At 64.3% G+C, this 16,923-nt stretch carries 15 protein-coding genes and 1 pseudogene; 4 read left to right on the forward strand and 12 right to left on the reverse strand.

Going from position 1 to position 16,923, the window contains the following annotated elements; translation table 11 throughout:
• Nucleotides 1-979 precede the first annotated feature (979 nt).
• Together CBI38_RS32030 and CBI38_RS32035 are read right to left on the reverse strand one after the other, a co-directional pair.
• Nucleotides 980-2,062 (reverse strand): IS110 family RNA-guided transposase, encoded by a 1,083-nt coding sequence (locus CBI38_RS32030; RefSeq protein ID WP_109336083.1) that lies wholly within the window; start codon nt 2,060-2,062, stop codon nt 980-982.
• A gap of 157 nt (nt 2,063-2,219) precedes the next feature.
• Complete coding sequence (locus CBI38_RS32035) at nt 2,220-2,552, reverse strand: hypothetical protein (RefSeq protein ID WP_109336084.1); 333 nt, start codon at nt 2,550-2,552, stop codon at nt 2,220-2,222.
• Between the two features lie 100 nt (nt 2,553-2,652).
• Here CBI38_RS32035 and CBI38_RS32040 point away from each other — a divergent pair, with 100 nt between their 5' ends.
• Nucleotides 2,653-3,411: an IS630 family transposase gene (locus tag CBI38_RS32040; RefSeq protein WP_109335602.1), complete on the forward strand. Its 759-nt coding sequence runs from the start codon at nt 2,653-2,655 to the stop codon at nt 3,409-3,411.
• An 858-nt stretch (nt 3,412-4,269) separates the two neighbouring features.
• A pseudogene (locus CBI38_RS32050) lies at nt 4,270-4,659 on the forward strand (transposase); the annotation flags it as partial.
• Nucleotides 4,660-5,472: 813 nt separating this feature from the next.
• Here CBI38_RS32050 and CBI38_RS40730 read toward each other — a convergent pair.
• The gene (locus tag CBI38_RS40730; RefSeq protein ID WP_418328365.1) at nt 5,473-5,889 is read right to left on the reverse strand and encodes a helix-turn-helix transcriptional regulator; all 417 of its coding nucleotides are present in this window, start codon (nt 5,887-5,889) and stop codon (nt 5,473-5,475) included.
• Here CBI38_RS40730 and CBI38_RS32065 point away from each other — a divergent pair.
• A complete protein-coding gene (locus CBI38_RS32065) occupies nt 5,854-6,345 on the forward strand; it encodes a hypothetical protein (RefSeq protein WP_162603340.1) in 492 nt (163 codons plus the stop codon). The two genes, CBI38_RS40730 and CBI38_RS32065, sit on opposite strands and share 36 nt — an antisense overlap.
• A gap of 448 nt (nt 6,346-6,793) precedes the next feature.
• On the opposite strand, the gene CBI38_RS32070 is transcribed toward CBI38_RS32065, so the two are convergent.
• The 7 genes from CBI38_RS32070 to CBI38_RS32100 form a co-directional block, all read right to left on the reverse strand.
• Nucleotides 6,794-7,639: a CbtA family protein gene (locus CBI38_RS32070; protein ID WP_109335607.1), complete on the reverse strand. Its 846-nt coding sequence runs from the start codon at nt 7,637-7,639 to the stop codon at nt 6,794-6,796.
• Nucleotides 7,630-7,827: a CbtB domain-containing protein gene (locus CBI38_RS32075; RefSeq protein ID WP_109335608.1), complete on the reverse strand. Its 198-nt coding sequence runs from the start codon at nt 7,825-7,827 to the stop codon at nt 7,630-7,632. Before CBI38_RS32075 ends, CBI38_RS32070 begins: the two co-directional genes overlap by 10 nt.
• A 139-nt stretch (nt 7,828-7,966) precedes the next feature.
• Entirely contained in the window at nt 7,967-9,673 is a 1,707-nt protein-coding gene (locus CBI38_RS32080; protein ID WP_109335609.1) for a hypothetical protein, read from the reverse strand.
• 11 nt (nt 9,674-9,684) lie between these two features.
• Nucleotides 9,685-9,984 carry a hypothetical protein gene (locus CBI38_RS32085; RefSeq protein ID WP_109335610.1) on the reverse strand — a complete coding sequence of 100 codons (300 nt, stop codon included), beginning with the start codon at nt 9,982-9,984 and terminating at the stop codon, nt 9,685-9,687.
• Nucleotides 9,985-10,002: 18 nt separating this feature from the next.
• Nucleotides 10,003-11,547: an FtsZ/tubulin family protein gene (locus CBI38_RS32090; RefSeq protein WP_109335611.1), complete on the reverse strand. Its 1,545-nt coding sequence runs from the start codon at nt 11,545-11,547 to the stop codon at nt 10,003-10,005.
• Nucleotides 11,548-11,756: 209 nt separating this feature from the next.
• Nucleotides 11,757-12,794 (reverse strand): aliphatic amidase, encoded by a 1,038-nt coding sequence (locus CBI38_RS32095; protein WP_011600029.1) that lies wholly within the window; start codon nt 12,792-12,794, stop codon nt 11,757-11,759.
• Between the two features lie 382 nt (nt 12,795-13,176).
• Nucleotides 13,177-14,250 carry a substrate-binding domain-containing protein gene (locus CBI38_RS32100; RefSeq protein WP_109335612.1) on the reverse strand — a complete coding sequence of 358 codons (1,074 nt, stop codon included), beginning with the start codon at nt 14,248-14,250 and terminating at the stop codon, nt 13,177-13,179.
• A gap of 54 nt (nt 14,251-14,304) precedes the next feature.
• Here CBI38_RS32100 and CBI38_RS32105 point away from each other — a divergent pair, with 54 nt between their 5' ends.
• Nucleotides 14,305-14,718 (forward strand): MarR family winged helix-turn-helix transcriptional regulator, encoded by a 414-nt coding sequence (locus CBI38_RS32105; RefSeq protein WP_109336085.1) that lies wholly within the window; start codon nt 14,305-14,307, stop codon nt 14,716-14,718.
• 443 nt (nt 14,719-15,161) lie between these two features.
• On the opposite strand, the gene CBI38_RS32110 is transcribed toward CBI38_RS32105, so the two are convergent.
• Together CBI38_RS32110 and CBI38_RS32115 are read right to left on the reverse strand one after the other, a co-directional pair.
• Complete coding sequence (locus CBI38_RS32110) at nt 15,162-16,169, reverse strand: AraC family transcriptional regulator (RefSeq protein ID WP_109335613.1); 1,008 nt, start codon at nt 16,167-16,169, stop codon at nt 15,162-15,164.
• A gap of 205 nt (nt 16,170-16,374) precedes the next feature.
• Nucleotides 16,375-16,755 (reverse strand): transposase, encoded by a 381-nt coding sequence (locus CBI38_RS32115; protein ID WP_109335614.1) that lies wholly within the window; start codon nt 16,753-16,755, stop codon nt 16,375-16,377.
• Nucleotides 16,756-16,923 lie beyond the last annotated feature (168 nt).

Consider the following 16,923-nt stretch of genomic DNA (forward strand, 5'->3'; position numbering starts at 1 on the left):
GCGTCAAGCAGCAGTTTCACAGCTACTACGGGCCAGTCCGCCGGCGCGGCAATCCGCATCGGTACTCGATCCCTCACGGTTTCAGCCGCTCGGGACACTCCCTCTCACCCACCTCATCAACCCAGGATGGGCAGTATCGGACCGCGCCTTCTCACGTTCCACGTAAGAGCGGCAGATCGGGCTCACGTCGCCTGTATGCCGGACACCGCCTGGCCAGTAAGCGGGACTCCCGCCAGACTCCTCCCGGGGCTATCCGTATACCCCGGTTTTGATGTCACCCGAACCTGTTACGACATTTCAACGGCTGTGACGCTCGTCTTCCCGATCCCTGCCTGACGCATCACGTGCGCCTTTTCCCACATCGCTCACCACGACGGTCTTCAGCCAACGCAGCAGTGGGCGGCTTGAAGCCCTCCCCCGCAGGACGGCTTCGAGGGGCCATACACCCTCATCTCTTACGCAGCACCGCTTCAAGAAGCTCTTCCTACATCAAGCTCCTTTCAACGTTCGTGACACACACGGATTGAGGCTGATATGTTGGGCGATTTGTCAAGTAGGGCACGCCGAACTGGTCCTGAAACATCCATCAGGACGGGCAAATTCCGTCCCCCGGTAGTTGCCGATGGGATGGCGCCCGCAGTCGGGGTCATGGCTGGGCCGGAGGTCCACGCGGAGCGCTCGGCCTTGACCCCGGCGAGGAGCGGCGTCACGCTTGGGGCGGCGTCGGGGGAAGGGGGAGACCGTTGGTGGGGCGAGTCCGAGGTCAGCGTGTCGTTGCACGACGCGTGGTCAAAGCTGATATGCGCGGGTTGGTTACCGCAGGACCATGTGTTCGGCTGGAGCAGTGCGCTGATCTAAGGACGAGCGTGGCCGAAATCGCTTCGCGCGCTTCGGTTGCTCAATAGCCTGAGGGCGCGTTGCTCCTCGCGCTGCGGTTCCTCGCCTCGTGACCACCAACGGTCAGTTCGGGGTGGCCGGTTCAGTCGGGCATCACCGCCAGCGACCAGCACCAGCCGGCGAGCTCCCGCGCAACGGCGACGTTGGCGATCACCGGCCGTTTCCTGCGGAGGTTCAGGTTGACCCAGCGGGTGTGCAGGCGCTGATTTCCGGCGTGCCCGCGAGCTCGTGCCGCGGCCGGGGCCTGGTCCCAGCGGCGCCGCAACACCACACCCGGGTGGTAGGTGGTCCGATGGTGCCAGGCCGCCTCGACCAGCACCCGCCGCACGTGCGTGTTGCCGGTCTTGGTGATCGCGCCTTGCGAGCGGCTCTGCCCGGAGGAGTGTTCGCTGGGTACCAACCCGAGGTAGGCGCCGATGCCGGCACCGGTGAACCGCTGCCAGTCACCGATCTCGACCGCGAGCGCGAAGCCGGTCAACGTCGCGATGCCTCGCAGACACCCCAGCCGCCGCGTCAAGGCGGTGAATTCGCTGTCCCCGGCCAGCGCGATGATCTTCTCGTCCAACCGGGCGCGGCGGGCGGTGGCCAACACCACCGTCTCGTAGGCGTCGTCGAAGGCCGCCTGCGTCGACGCCTGGTCGAACCTCTGTTGCCGCAGCCACCGATCGCGCAACTCGGTCCACGCCTTGCCGCCGGAATAAACGATCCCGTTCCGCAGCAACAACTTCGACACCCGATGCCGTGACCGCATCAGATCCTGCCGCGCGGCCTCACGGGCGCGGACGAGATCGCGGGCGGATTCCTCGGCCTGGCTGGGGACCCGGACCGACACCACCTCGTCCAACCGCAGCAACCGAGCCAGGTGCAGAGCATCTCGCGCGTCGGTCTTGATTCGATCGCCGGCCGGGCGGTGCAGCTTCGACGACGCCGCCACCTCGCAGCGCCACCCCGTCGACCTCAGGGCGCGGGCCAAGCCGAAACCGGTCGGTCCGGACTCGTACACCACCGCGCACGGGCCCGGAAGTTTGCCGACCCACTCGAGCACGTCGGTGTGCGAGGGCGTCAGCCGCGTCCTGAACACCTCGCCCGTCTGTCCGTCGATCGCCGCCGCGACGACCGAACGGGCATGCACATCCAACCCAACACTCGTACGTTCACAAAACACCGGGGCCTCCTCACACCTGTCGGAAAGGCCGAGCACGGAAAACATCGCTCGGTAACCCATGAGGTTGCGTGAGCGAGGTCCCTGCCAGCAACTACTCCGCTCCGCGAGTAGTCACTACATACGGTCTAAGTGGTCACGCTCGTAAGTTCGTCGGGGGTCAGGTCCAGGTTGTTGGGTCGCCCAGATAGAGGCCGCAGGCGGTGTCGAGGGCGTCTTCGGGTGCCCCGGCCGAGTCGCCGGTCGGCAGGAACGAGTCCTCGTAGCCATCCTTGCTTGCCAGGTAGATCGCGAAGCCCCAGCGGGCGGCGGACCCGCCGTAACGTAGCCGCATCAACGACAGGGGCTCGCCGTCGGCGAGAACTCCGCTGACATAGGCGAATTGGCCGCGGAACCGGACGTCGACACCAGTCAACTGCGGCCATCGTTCGCGGGCACGTTGAGATAACCGCTGCTGCAACGACGTCTTCGTGGACGTGGGCGGTGTGGCCATGGTGTGTGATCCTGCCCGATGGGTGTGTCGCTGGCCAGTGTTGACCCGGTGACACTCGAGACTGAAGTGACTATTGGGAACATCAGTGTGGAGTGGATGAATGTCGTCGATCAGTGCGGAGCGGATCACGTTGACCGGTTCGCAGCGCCGCGAACTCGTCCGGATGGTCCGGGCGGGACGCACCGAGCGGCGTCTTGTCGAGCGGGCCAGGATCGTCCTGTCAGCTGCCGAGGGACTGCCGAACGCGCGGGTCGCGGCAGCGCTGGGGATAGGTGTGGACACCGTCCGCAAGTGGCGTCACCGCTGGCTCGCCGCACCGGGTGTGGCGTCGCTGGGCGACGCAAAACGGTCGGGCCGCCCGCCGCGGTTCACCCCGATGCAGGTCGCCCGAGTCAAGGCGGTGGCCTGCACGCCACCGGCGGAGTGCGGGCTGCCGCTGGCGCGATGGTCGTGCCCGGAACTGGCCCGCCACGTCGTCACCGACGGGATCTGTGGGGCGATCTCGCCGGCCACGATACGCAGGTGGCTGTCGGAGGACGCCCTCAAACCCTGGCAGTTTCGGCCGTGGATCTTCATCACCGACCCCGGCTTCGCCGCCAAAGCCGCGCGGGTGCTCGACCTGTACGCCCGCACTTGGGACGGGAAACCTTTGGGCAACAACGACTACGTGATCTCCGCCGATGAGAAGACCTCGATCCAGGCCCGCTGCCGGTGTCACCCCACACTCCCGCCCGGCAAGTCCCGCGCGGTGCGGGTCAACCACACCTACTACCGGCGCGGCGCGGTCGCCTACCTGGCCGCCTACGATGTTCACCGCGCGCACGTATTCGGTCGTTGCGAGGACACCACGGGCGAGTAGGTGGCGGCGAGATCAGGGTCGAGGCGTTGCCCGTCCTCCAGACGTCGTATGCGCTGGTAGGGAACCGCGAGTGCGGTTGCCACCGTGGTGATCGGGATGGCCAGTGTTCGGTCTATGTGCTGTCTGCCCGCCCGGTCGGTGCGCGTCCACACCGATCGAGGGAAGGGGTCACCGGCGGACATCCGCACGCGCACGATGCGATGGATCGCGGAGTTGGCGGTGCGGTCATCAGTGGGCTCACACCCTGAGAAGGTGGCGGTCCGTCCGGGTTGGTCATCGACTGGACCGCTTCCTCAACGAGGGGGCATGACCTTGGACCATCTTCTCCCGCCGACTCGATCTGGCGGTCCGCGCTCCACTAACTGGTTTACGCGGCAGGCCGATCATCGCTTACATCGGTGATGATCCTACTGTCGCTGACCACTCGTCTTGTGAGGGGTCTCGGTAAGCCGTCGCGGCCAACCACGACGAGGTTGCTCGTGCGTACGCGAGCTGTCGAATCAGCGCGCGTGGCGACATGCATGACCGACCTGTGATGAGGCTGAAAATCGCGATGAGGGCATGGAGGAACAAGGTGGGCACGGGGATCCTGTCGTGTGCGAATGCGTGAGATCTGTGGGGAATCGAGCTACCGATTGGTGCAGCAGGAGCTTGTGCGTCGTGGGATAAGTAACTTGACGGACTTGGCTTCGGATACGAGCCATTAGCTTGTCGTTTAACCTCGGCCATCGCCGGGGCAGTTGGTGCTGGTGTTGTTCGGCGTGTCGTCGCGGCATGAGGCGACCACCGCCTGATCATCTTGAGGTTCCTTCCACAGAACTTTCGAGACGAAAACAGGCGGTGGCCGTGAGTATCAGTGTGCCCGATCGGTGGGCGGTCGGGGAAGAATCGGTCCCCGATCCGCGTGTCGACCTGGTGTCGTTCCGCGAAGAGTTCTACCGGTGTCTGCCGGCCCGAGGTGATGCATTGTTCGAGTTGACCGATGCGCTGCTGTGTTCCGGCACCGCGGTTCGCACCGTGGTCGAGTTGTCACTGGCCGCCGAGCATCGGCGCGGTCACGGCGCATTGTACGACGCAATCAACTGCGGCAGAGTAGATTTCACTCGGCTGCGCTGCGCCCTCGGCGGGCTGACGATCCCGTGTGATCGTGGCGGCCGGATCGTTCTGGCCGTCGATGTCAGTGCCTGGTTGCGCCCGGATGCACCGACGAGTCCGCAGCGCGGGTTCTGCCACGTCTACGGCCGCGGGAACCTGGACGCCCACCCGGATCGAAAAACACCCACCGCGCACCGCATCACCACGTGGGCAAACGCCCCGAAACCAAAGCTAGAAAACCCGTCGGGGCCGCCTGCCCAGGTTAAAAATCAAGATTAGACGATGTTGTTGCTCATATGTCACCCACGCGCAGTGGATTTCGATCAGGCGCCGATATCGCAGACAGCCCGTAGACGAACTTACGGGAGGTGCCACCTTTCCGAAGTTGGGACACTTGGAACCCGACAGCTGCTGTTAGTCGGCGTTTGTACTCGGTGATGTCGATTGCGAATGCGGCGGTGATATCCCTCGGAGCAGGCCCACCAAGCGGCTCCCAAAGAAGCGCAAAGTCCAGAATGTCGTTGTCACAAAGACTGTTCCACATTTCGTTCCTATGTGAGGCGCGTGCTCAAGTTTGCGTAACTGCCGGGGATCTGTCGGATCGCCAGCCGCCCGTTCCGTCCACGTGACCCGCCGAGCGACTCACGGAACGGGACGAGGATCGTCCGTTCGCAGGGGGTGCGGGGTATGTGCCCGCTAAACTGCGTATTTCCCCTTGAGCGCAGTTGGAATCAGGTATGACCTGCCACAAACGTTCGATGAACCGGAGCCGCGACATTCCGAAGTGAACGAGGATCTCTTCCTCGTCCGGACCGCCGTATGGTGCCCACATACTGGCGAACTCGATGAGGCGCTCCGCCTCAGTGTCGCGATGCTTGCTCGTGCGGTTGACCTCGGCCCATGCGGCGCGTCGCCGTTGGGACCATCTGCGATACTCGCGAGAATTCATCGGATTGAACGATCTACTCAGGGCCTGTGGTGGCCTTCGGAATTTGGTCGTCCTCGCCGCGGCAAGGCGTGAAAGCGGAGTGACATCCGTTCAGGGGTAACTGTCAAGTTAATTTCCGCACGGCGCACTAGAGGCGAAGGGGCGCGCTGGCGATATTCGCTGGGGGTCATCCCGTACTCCGCGCGGAAGATCTGGCTGAAATGGGGGGGCGTTGAGCATGCCCGTTGCGGGCGGCGATCTCGCCCACAGGCCGCATGGCCTGGAGCGGGTCGGCGAGGTCCAGTCCGGTCCGTCCTCGGCGTGGACGCTTCGAAATCAGCTCGATTACTGCACGCCGGGCGTTCGGTCGACTTGCCTTGTGCATTGTTCAGTGATGGGGTGGAGTCCGGACGCTCAGCATGTCCGCCGGTGAGCACCGTGGCGCCGTAAATCACAGCATCGTCGACGAGGGCCGCTACGACGCCCAGTTGCCGTTCATCATCCGCCCAGCCGAACTGGTCGCCGACGCGACCCGCACCCTCGCGGAACTGTTGACGGATTGGCCGGCAACTTTCGAGCTGATCTGCGATCCGCTTGAGCGCTCCCGGCCGCGTCGCCGGATCCTGGCGGCCTCGACCGCCATCCTCGTTGCTCGTTCCTTCAGCTCAACGCTGTACTTCCGTAGTGCGGCCATGCTCTCCATCCTTCACAGGTTCGAGAGCCTCCGACAGACCCGGGGGCAATTCAGGTCCTTTGCATATCAGTACATGTCGTTCATACTCGTCGTCAGAAGACCGGGCGGGGCTGCGGTATGCGGCTGGGCAGGCGGTGTTTTCCCGGCTCCGTCCTTCCGTGTGGTGGATTATCTGGGCCACAGCGTCTTCGAGGGCCCAGACAATCCACCAGTGTGATCGCCAGCGCCTGGGTTTGTGGAGACCGTGTTTCCCGCCAGTTCCCGACCGTTCCGCCGACCCAGATGTCGAAGTACCGGTCTCTGGGAACGGCAACGGGAATGAGCTGTACTTCCCGTATCCCTTCGCCGGATGCTCGGTCGAGCTCAACATGGATGGTCGGCTCGTCACCGTCGAGGAATGCGAATCCAAGATCGCCCGTGTAGCGTGTGCGCAATTGGGTGAGCACACGCTGCACGGATGCGTGGTCGATCCCGCTCACCGTGGAACGAAACACGGGGAGGGTGCGAGTGATCTCACCGCGGGTCGCAGACCTCACCGGTAGTCATCCTTGGGGATCAGGGCCCTGATACGCAAGCCGAAAATGCAATGGTGGAACCAGGGCCATTCTGCACAGCACCTGAGCGGAATCGGTTGGCGTCCAGGTCAAAGCGGAGTGCTGCTCCTCCTACGTTCGGCGTAGTCGTTGCACCGGTGACCGGGTCGCGTATTCGCTCAGGCCGGCGAAGATCACCCCTAGTGCCAGCCAGAGCGTGGCCTGTGTCAGCGCGGATGAGATCCGAAAGTCCCACAGCAGGCTCGCGGGGAAGTCGGAACCGACTTCGTTGACAGCGGGCAGTAGCAGGTATCCGGCGGCCACGATGATCGCGAAGACTGCTGCGGCACCCGCAGCACGAACGGAGTCCATGCCGGAGCTACCAAGCCGCCGGTACGCGACGGCCGCTGCGGCTACTGCCGCGAAGCCTACGACCACCGCGGCGAGCCACAGAAGAGTGCGTTGATCAATCGTTTCCGGATCACCCACTGCGGGTGGATTCGCGGGATATTTGAGGAAGGGCACAGCCTCGATCGCGAGCCACCCGCATCCGGCGGTGATCAGGGACAATGTGACCCCGGATAACTGGCTGCGGGTGCGCGCAACGCTGATGAACGCGGCATAGAGCGCCCCCAACGCGCCTCCGCCGAGAGCCGTCGCCAAGAACAGCCCGATCCGCTGGCCGTCGCGGCTGACCAACGCCTCGCCCTCCTCATGGGAGTGTTGTGCCGATTCATGCTGAGGATTGTCGGCTTCGGTTTCGGCGGCGACGGCTGCGTCGTGTCGAGTACTGCTCTGTTCGGCCTGTTCTATCGCGATGGCGGCCTCGATGTGCTGTTCCCCGGCCAGGAATGCGACAGCCCCGGCCAGGAGCCCGGCGAGCAACCCCGCGACCAGTCCCCTGGCCAGCAGTTGGTAGAACGTTCCTTGCAGTCGCGTCGTTCCGATGTGCTGCTGTGGCTGCGCGGTCAGTGACATGGCACCCCCATCAGGTGCCGGCCATCGTGCATGAGCTCATGCAGGTACATTCCGCTCCGGGATACCGCGCCTTGATCAAACCCGACCAAGTACAACGTCAGCATCGCCGCGAGCACGGTGACGATCATCAGGATGGAGGCCAGCGCATCAAGTTTGACCGATGCTTGTCCTGCCGAGAGTGTGGCCATGGCATTTTCTCCTAGTCAATAGCCGTGTAGATATGTGGATCCGGGACTTGTCGGGAACTTCGGGGGCATTGCCGCGGGCCGTAGCGCACTGCGCCGGGCGGGTGCGCTGACCACGCGGGTGCGCGGGGGAAGGCTTTGTTTACGGTGTGGGGACTACCGTTTGGACCGGTGCTTCCATGGCTGCGGTGGTGAGCTGCACCGCAGTGGGGAACCTTGTGACATCGCCGCGCAGCGCGGCGTAGGGAATGTCCAGTTTCCATCCGGTGGCCCCGGCAAGGGGCTTGCCGCACAGGCCTTCGAACTGTTCTGATGGTTCGGATAGCATGACGCCGAGCTCGAGCAGCCATGCGTGGGTTTTGAGACGCTCACTCGGGGAGAGCGCGTCGTAGGCGTCACGGGCTTCGGTGAAGGCGGTGAGATCGGCCTTGGCCGCCCCGGTGATGATGACGTTCGTGTAGAGGGTTAGTTCGTCGAAGAACTCGCCCTCTGTCGTTCGGAGCGTTCCGCTGTCTCCGGGCAGGAGGAACTCGGAGAGCGTGTCTTCGAGCTTTTTCTGCAGGGTGGCATTCCATTTGGCGCGAGCGGCGAAGGTGTGGGCTTCGATGTACTCGGTCTTGAATCCCGGTCGCAACCCGCACCATTGCGGGATGTACCCAATCCAGTCATTGATAGCGTTGCGCCACTTACCGATCGGCTCGCCGGGCAGGACTTGCACTCCCGGGTGCATCAGCTTCGCGACGTCGAAGATCGTCCAGTTCCGGTCGCCGTAGCTGATCCGCTCGTGTGGGGCGCCGGTGAATCCGGCGGGCCGCAGGATCCGGAAGAGTTCACGGCCGTAGTCGTGGACGACGTAGCGGGCGAACGAGTCGTCAACGAACTTGTTGGTGACGTGCACGGCTTGCCGGTGGCGAACCTCGGGACGCACCCCTGGCTTGATGGTGGTGTAGCGGTGCAGGCGTTCCCACGATTGCTGTTGAGGCAGGGCGAGAAACCCACCGGTGAAGGGGTTCTTGTACATGTCTCCCCAGATGGACACGATCTGCTCGTTCTTAGCCTCGTCCAGCATGCAGTCGATGTCGTTGAGCGTCGTGTACACCGACGCGCCCCGCTGGTACTCCGGATCGCCGGTGCAGGGCAGTACACCGACACCGATCACCGGGACCCGGCGGCCGAGCTGGCCGTTGGTCAGGTGTCGTGCCAGGTCGACCACCATGCCGCTGCCGGTGCCGCCGCCGATGCCGAAGGCCATGAGCACCATCGAGGGGAGCTTGGTGTCGTCGATGCTCCTGGCGAACTCCGCGAGTTCACGGTAGAGGGCCCGGTCCCCGTCGTAGTAGGCGCGACCGTAGATCGCTTTGGCCAGAGCCCGCGGGAAGTGCTCGTTCTCAGCGGGTTGCTCGAGCTGCGCGGCGTAGCGCTTCCCGGCGGTGGGGAAAGGCGTTCCCGTCTCGATCCAGGGCGCGAAGTGTTCGGGTGTCCCACCGAACCGGGGGTATTCGGAGTCGAGGAAGGTGGGGAAACGCTGCAGGCTGTCCGCTAGCTCCTGCGGGGTGGGCACTGTGAGGGCGACCGTCTTGATCTGGGCCCGGTCGGCGGGGATTCCGCGTTCGGCGAGTCGCGCGTAGAACGAGTCCGCGTACTGCCGCAGCTGCCGCATGTCCGCTTCGCCGATGTCGACCGCCAGCGCGGTGAACCGGGCGCGCGGGTCGGCCAGGAGGTCCTCGACTTCGCCGGTCCGGAGGAAGGAGTCGATAAGTTGCGCACCCGCTTTGCCGAGGCCGACGATGTGGATGCAGTGCGGGGATTGCTTTCCGGTGGCGCTGTGGTACATCGAAAGTTGTGCCATTTTATCGTCCTTTAGTCCAGGTAGCCGAGGTCTTTGAGCACTGTGGCCGCGGTGGTGGGGCGCTCGTCGGCGATGATGGTCCGGTACTGATCGATGAAGTCGGCCGCGATTCGGGTCATCGTTCCCGCGGAAACCATCTCGATCGCACGCTCGAGATTGGTGCGGCTCAGTGAGTCCTTCCACAGGCGGTGTTTGACATAGATTTTCTCCTCGTCAGCGCCGCTGACCGACAGTGTGGCAGCGCCGGGGAGGGAGTCGATCTCGGCTCCGTCCCGGTACTTTTCGAGCACATTGTCCCAATCGAGTGTCATGGTGATCTTCCCTGCGATTCAGTGCGTGGTCTCGGTCAGTTCCAGTTCTCCGCGGATGGCCGCGTGCGGTACGACCACCCAGCACGCACAGCCGAGGATGCATTCCCCGCCGACGCCTTCGAAGCGGGTGGACGGCTCGCACAACAGCACTCCCAGATCGAGCAGCCACGCATGGCGCATCAGCTTTTCTTCCCAGTCCAGGGAGTCGTACACTTCGCGGCTGGCGACGAAGAATTCCATGTCGAGTTTGCTCAGGCGGGGGATGAAGGCGCTGACGGTGGGTGTTTCATTGGACGGGAAGACGAGGCTCCCGGGCCGCACGGCCGTGGTGACCACCGCGGCGAGTGCGCCGGCGGCCGTGTCGCCGTCCTGGTCGTCCGTCTCCTTTCCGAAGACGCGGACTTCGGCGAAGTCGGGGACGGCACTGGCCGCTAGTTCGCGGGCGCTGACAATGTCCTGACCCGGACCGGCTCCCACGCTCAGCAGGTTGATCCACCGATCGCTTTGTTCTCCGCGCGTGGCCGGATGCCAGGCGTTGGCAGGAACGTTCAGCCAGTTCAGGGCCTTGATGGATTCGTAGAGATGAGTTCCGCCATCACGTAGGACGAAATCGGCGAGGTCGCAGTCGATTTCCGTGTGAGTCTGCTGGACGTCGCCTGTGCGCTCGTAGACAGCGTTCTGCGGCACGGCGAAGAACCCTGCGGTGAAGGGGTTCTTGTAGAGGTCGCCCCACACGGCCATGACGCCCTTGTTCTTTTCCGAGTCGATCATGCAATCCAGCTCGTTGATGGTGGTGAACATGCGGCCGTCCTGCAGCTCCACCGGATCTCCGTCCGAGGGCAGGACACCGATGCCCAGGACCAACGCCCGCCGTCCCAGCCGAATCGTCGACAGATGCCGGGCCAGCTCGACGACAATGCCACTACCGGTTCCGCCAGCGAGACTGAAGACGATGCACACCAGGGGTGTCTGTGTGCTGTTCAGGACCGACTCGGCGAAGGAATCGAGTGCGGAGGTCACCTGGCCGCCCTGGTAGTACTCGATGCCATAGATTCCCTTGGCGAGGGCGCGCGGGAAGTGTGCCCCCGCGGAAGGTACTTCGAGATCGTTGGGCAACCACGGTTCGTAGTTCGGGTTCCAGTAGTAGCGGGGGTATTCCGTCTTGAGGAACTCCCGGTACCGCCGAAGCCCCGCGAACAGGGTGCTGTTGTCCGGTGCCGGAAGGCTGACGGTCTGCACGTGCACTCGGTCGACCGGGGCGTTCTCGGCTGCGTGCCTGACTCCCACGAGTTCCGCGTCCCCGATATCGACGGCAAGTGCATGGAAGGGCGTCTCGGTGTCGGCGGCGACGTCTGCGTGGGCGCCGATCATCTCCTCGATGACGTTGGCGCCGGTCTTCCCCAGACCGAGCACGTGCAGGGAGAACGGGCCCTCGTGGTCCCCAATCCGGTGCACGCCCTGAGTCACCAGCGCCTCGATGCGAGATAGATCGGTGGTAAGCCCCAGCGATTCGCTGTCACAGGCGTCGTGGTTGTGGCCGTGGTCATGTCCGTGGTCGGGCATCTATCTTTTCCTTTGCTCGAAAGTGAAAGTGAACTTGCGCGGGCGGTGACGGCGGAAGTCAGGTCAGGCCGGTATGCGTTGCGGGGTGCAGCGGCTGTTCATTCGGAAGCCCTGGGCAGGACCCGGTGGCACCCAATCCGGCTCCGGTCGAGGTCGACCGAAACGTCTAGCGGGACAAGGGCTTCTCCGGTTGGCCTTCTCGGCCGCGCTCAGGCTTCCGAGACGTTGTCGGTGGGCAGGTCGCCGACCGGGCATTCGGCGACGCCGATCGTGTCCCGGGTGAAGGCTTCGACCGATTCCTGCGCCTTCTGGGCATCGTTGACCCACAGCTTGTAGAAATCGAACGGGCAATCAGCGACGCCCTTGTCGCCGTCGCCGGCAGCGTGAACGCCGGTGTACCCACGGTGCAGAAGCTTGAACAGGTGGTTCTGGGATTGGTCGTGCCTGCGCGCGTTCCGGATTTCCGGAATCGACAGCTGCGCATACTGAATCCCGTATTCTTCCGCTCCCGTCTCCCCCAAGGTGCGGCCATCGAACCCGATGATCGCGGAATGACCGAAGTAGGTGTAGACACCGTCGAAACCGGCGGCGTTTGCGACGGCGACGTACGAATTATTGGCCCAAGCCATAGCTTTGGCCATCAGGACGGTCTGTTCCGCGGCGGGGTACATGTAGCCCTGACTGCGCACGATCAGCTCGGCGCCCTTCATGGCGCAGTCCCGCCAGATTTCCGGGTAGTTGCCGTCGTCGCACACGATCAACGAGACTTTGAGGCCTTTCGGGCCGTCGGCGACGTACGTCTCTCCGCCCGGATACCACCCCTCGATGGGAGTCCACGGCAGGATCTTTCGGTACTTCTGCACGATTTCCCCGCGGTCGTTGATCAATACGAGGGTGTTGTACGGGGGTTTGTTCGGATGATCCTGGTGTTGCTCGCCGGTGATACTGAAGACACCCCAGGTGCCCGCGTCGCGGCACGCGGCGGAGAAGATCGCGGTCTCGGGACCGGGAACCGTTGTCGCGGTGTCAAACATCTCCTGCTGGTCGTACATGATTCCGTGCGTGGAGTATTCCGGAAAGATCAACAGGTCCAGGCCCGGCAAACCGGACTTGATGCCCCGGACCATCTCGCCGATCTTGCAGGCGTTCTCCAGCACCTCGGCCCGGCTGTGAAGCCGCGGCATCTTGTAGTTGATGACTGCTACACCGACGGTGTCGTCGTTGGATGAAATGTCGCCGTGTCGCATGATTCTCCTGATTGGTCATCGAGGGAGTGCGGACATCGTCGTCCCTCAGGGTGGGGAATGTTCCGGCTACGATTCGCGAGGTGGATGTCCGTCCGAGTGGAGCCCGAAACATTCTCATTTGAAAATAGACTGTAGGTGAACGTCCGTCAATGGATAGGCGCCCTTCGGGTTGTCTCGTAGTACGCGGCCCGCCGCGCCGGGATCGTGACGATGATGCGAGCGGGCCGATGCAGTGCCCCGATGTGGTCGGGCAGAGACCGGCGTCGTCGTCGGATATGCGTGGGGCCCGCCGATGGGTGAGTCGTCGTCGAGACCGCCGACTATCACCGGCCTGCCGGTGGCGACGTTCGCTGCGAGAGATTCAGCCAGTTAGCGGTGCAGGCTATAAGGTCGTGAGGGCGTCGAAATCGAGCCCGTTGGCGACCGCCAGGTGTACCGGTTGATGCGCCCTGCGGCCTTTGAATTCGACGGTGCCGCGGGGGCCCTCGTACGCGGTCCCGTCGAGCGCAGCGTCGATGGCGGCGACCGAGGGGCTGCCGGCGCGACCGATCAGCTGCGCCAGAGTCTGCCCGCCTTCGTAACACGACTCCGATACGGCGGTGATCGGTGGGCCGTCCGGTCCGTGGAGGTCGACGTACCTGCCCAGCAGGGCCATCGAGTTCGTATCCACCTTCGACCGAAAGTAGGACGCGGCGGCGAACATTCCCACCAACGCGCCGGGCCCGCTCGCGATCATCATGTTCTCGTCCATCAAGGGTGTGAACCTGATCAGCCGGTCCTGAAGGCCGGCGCGGGCGAAGCTCCGGTTGAAGGCCACAGCGTCTTGTCCGACCAGGAGCATGCACACTCCATCGCACTCGGTCTCGGCGATGTGTCGGACGACGCGCCCGATGTTTCGGCCACCGAGACTGACGAACGACTGACCGACGATGTCCAGTCCGATTTCGTCGGCGAAGGCGTGCACGGCCGCTGCGGAGCGGCGCGGCCAGACGTAGTCGTCGCCGACGACATACCACCTCCGCATTCCCATGTGTTCGCGCATCCAGCGCAACGCGGGTTCGATCTGCAGTCGCGGCGTTTCACCGCTGCAGTAGACACCAGGTCGGTGTTCCCCGCCTTCGTACAATGCCGGATAGACGTAGGGAACTCGGCCCGCGAGCACGGGCGCGAGGGTGTGACGTACGGAGGAAATGTGCCAGCCGGTGACGGCATCGATGCGTCCCTGATCGACCAACGCACCCACTTCGGCCGCAACTCGTGCGGGATCACCACCGCCGTCCACCACCTCCATCCGGACCTCGCGGCCCAGAATGCCGCCCGCGTCGTTCAGGTCACGGGCGACCAGCTCGCTCATCGCCTCACACGAGGGCCCGAAAAGGCCGGCGGGCCCTTGCAGGGGCACCACCATCGCGATCGTCCAGTCCGACGACCGGGTACGTTCGGGTGCGTATATCATCTCAAATGAAAGTATTTGTCATGAATGCAGTTCGGGCAACAGGGGAGAATCGAGATGGCGGAGAGACAGATCCCGGACGAGGATCGGCCGGAGTCCCTGGCGGCGTCGCTGACCCGCGCGTCTCGACGCCTGGCTGCCGATATCGACACGGCACTCAAACCCCACGGGCTTGCCCTCGATCACTGGTTGGTGCTCGAGGCGCTCGCTCGAGAGCGCGGTTTGACGATGGCGGACCTGATTGTCCGGACCGCTGCGAACGGTGCGACGCTGACCCGAATCGTCGACCGTCTGGTGTCCACCGCAGCCGTGTATCGCGAGGTCGACTCGGTGGATCGCCGCAAGGTTCGCGTCTACCTGAGCGCACGCGGACGGGCTCTCCATCGCCGGCTTGCCACCGTCGTACACGAGCACGAACGCATATTCCTCGAGGGGAACCATCTCCCGGAGGCTGCTCTCCATCGACTCTGACTCACTTTCACTACGGTGACCGAGGTCAGAGCCGGGCACCGATGGCGAATCGGCGGTTTGCCTCAGTGCGACTTCACCTATGTCGCCGGCCACGACAACCCCGCCGGACCGCGTGCCGTCCGAGTTGCGGACAGCACGTGGTTCCGGACCAGTCGGCCCGCGCCGTCCGATCAGTGCGGTTTCCGTCGATCCATGGCCGGAGGGGACGTTGGCGTGCAGGCGCGGCATTTTGTAGTCGACTACCGAGGCCCCCACCGTGGCGGGATTTGACGAAATATCGCCTTGACGCATTTACACGACCTTCTTTCATAGCCACGCCCCATGGGGGTCTCGCTCCCTGCTGGCAAGAGGTTAGATGCATCACACGTCGGTGACTGTCCACCCGGCGCAGGGATTGTCCACATAGCGCAGAGACTTTCAGAAACGCAGGGGGTTTTCGTTTACTACGTCGTAGTCAGGGTTTGCGACGGCGACTGCCCATACCGCCTCCGGTACTCGGCAGAGAATCGTCCGGCGTGCCGAAAACCCCAGCGGTAGGCCACATCAGCGACCGCATCGTGGCGCGGATCCGCCTGAATCAGGTCCTGATGGGAGCGCTCGAGCCGGAGGTCCCGAAGATAGGTCACCGGGGAGACGCCGACGAACCGCGCAAATCCGTCCTGCAGGGTGCGCACGCTGACGCCGACGAGCTCCGCCAGCCCGCTGACGGTCCACGGCTCCTCGGGGTGGGCGTGCATCGCATCGAGGGCCAGCTTGATGGTGCGCGGGCGGGCGGGGGCCGGTGTCGGCGCGACCAGCAGTTCGCGGTGATCGTGATTCGCCGCCAGCAACAGACCCGTGGTCAACGCCTGTACCAGCGGACGGGACATCAGCGGATTGTAGAGCAGGCCGGCGTCCTCGTCCAGGTCCGCTGTGAGGGTCCGGACCAGAGCCAACCAGCTTGCCCCCTCCCTACGGGACAGATCGAGTACCGGGTCGAACGTCACCGGAGTTCGCGGCGGCCGTCCCAGGATCGCGCGCAGTTCGGCTTCGAGGTAGTCGCGGTCGAACTTGATGCCGTATTGGATGCCGTCTGCACTCCAGCGCGTGATCCTGGTCGCGCGATGCGGCAGGTAGATGCACGCACGCTCCGGAGTGAACACATTTGTCTCTCCGCCGGACTCCGTCTCGACGCGGCCCGACAACGGAATACTCACGTGGTAGGCGTTTTCGAGCTCACCGAAGTCCAGACTGACTTCCGCTCCGTACGACAGCCGCCCCAGGGTCAGCGGACCGAGCCGGACCGTGCGCAGCGACATGGCGAGGTCGGAGTCCGTGGTGAGCTGGGCCAGACGGTGCGGGTAGTACATCTGACCGACGGCCGCCCGGGCCTCGTCGAGATGACGGGCTTCGAACGCCAACACCCGGCGCGCCGATTCGGGGTCGCACGCTGTGCGCGATGGTTCGTGCATCTTCAGCCTCCGCGACCCAGGTTACGCGTCACCTCGGACGGGTGGCTGCGCCGGTAGTACGCGAAAAAGTGCGTTTGTGGGGCTGTTGCTTTTTGTGTGATGGCCGGTGAGAGTGTGGTGGGTCGGGTTCCGTTGAGGGGTCCGGCTCGCCTGGACTTGCGAGGTGATCGGGTGGCCGGGTCCGGTCGACCGGTCTTGCCGGGGTCTATCCGGTGGCCGGGAGGGGATCGCCGGTCAGGCGGGTGAGGATCTTGCCGATGTTGTGCACGGCGGCGTGGAAGGACCATTCACTGGTCGCCCGGTCGAGTCCGCGGCCGATGAATCGGCGGAATCCGAGGTTGTGTTTCGCGTGGGCGAACGGGGTTTCGGCGATGTGGGAGCGTTTGCGGTATGTCGTGATTCCTTCTTCGGTGCGCAGCCGGTGGGTCCTCGCGCGGATCGGGTCGGCATCGGCCGGTGATGGACCGTCGGCGGGTTGCTCGCTGGCGGCGGCCTCGAGGTCGCGGGATTTGCCGGTCGCGATCAACCGGTCCGGGCCCGGTTCGGTGAGGTTCTCGTTCGAGCAGTACCCGGCGTCGACGAGCATGATCCCGATCAGCTCCTCCGGCGTTTTCTCCTCCGGCGTTTTCTCCTGCGGTGTTGTCGGTGTCGTGCCGGGCGAGTCGGTGCGCCGCCGGGCGCTCGATCAGTGTCGCCGCCTTCCCGGCCTTGGCGACCATCTCGGAAAGTACGCGTAGTCAGCCGAACTCACTCC

The sequence above is a fragment of the Rhodococcus oxybenzonivorans genome, from assembly GCF_003130705.1.
GTDB lineage: Bacteria > Actinomycetota > Actinomycetes > Mycobacteriales > Mycobacteriaceae > Rhodococcus_F > Rhodococcus_F oxybenzonivorans.

Bases quoted from the DNA above. Each gene is read 5' to 3' on its own strand.
- CBI38_RS32035 (WP_109336084.1), bottom strand. From the start codon at position 2,552: ATGGCCACACCGCCCACGTCCACGAAGACGTCGTTGCAGCAGCGGTTA.
- CBI38_RS32040 (WP_109335602.1), top strand. From the start codon at position 2,653: ATGTCGTCGATCAGTGCGGAGCGGATCACGTTGACCGGTTCGCAGCGC.
- CBI38_RS32065 (WP_162603340.1), top strand. From the start codon at position 5,854: ATGTCCGCCGGTGAGCACCGTGGCGCCGTAAATCACAGCATCGTCGAC.
- CBI38_RS32070 (WP_109335607.1), bottom strand. From the start codon at position 7,639: ATGTCACTGACCGCGCAGCCACAGCAGCACATCGGAACGACGCGACTG.
- CBI38_RS32075 (WP_109335608.1), bottom strand. From the start codon at position 7,827: ATGGCCACACTCTCGGCAGGACAAGCATCGGTCAAACTTGATGCGCTG.
- CBI38_RS32080 (WP_109335609.1), bottom strand. From the start codon at position 9,673: ATGGCACAACTTTCGATGTACCACAGCGCCACCGGAAAGCAATCCCCG.
- CBI38_RS32085 (WP_109335610.1), bottom strand. From the start codon at position 9,984: ATGACACTCGATTGGGACAATGTGCTCGAAAAGTACCGGGACGGAGCC.
- CBI38_RS32090 (WP_109335611.1), bottom strand. From the start codon at position 11,547: ATGCCCGACCACGGACATGACCACGGCCACAACCACGACGCCTGTGAC.
- CBI38_RS32095 (WP_011600029.1), bottom strand. From the start codon at position 12,794: ATGCGACACGGCGACATTTCATCCAACGACGACACCGTCGGTGTAGCA.
- CBI38_RS32100 (WP_109335612.1), bottom strand. From the start codon at position 14,250: ATGATATACGCACCCGAACGTACCCGGTCGTCGGACTGGACGATCGCG.
- CBI38_RS32105 (WP_109336085.1), top strand. From the start codon at position 14,305: ATGGCGGAGAGACAGATCCCGGACGAGGATCGGCCGGAGTCCCTGGCG.
- CBI38_RS32110 (WP_109335613.1), bottom strand. From the start codon at position 16,169: ATGCACGAACCATCGCGCACAGCGTGCGACCCCGAATCGGCGCGCCGG.
- CBI38_RS32115 (WP_109335614.1), bottom strand. From the start codon at position 16,755: ATGCTCGTCGACGCCGGGTACTGCTCGAACGAGAACCTCACCGAACCG.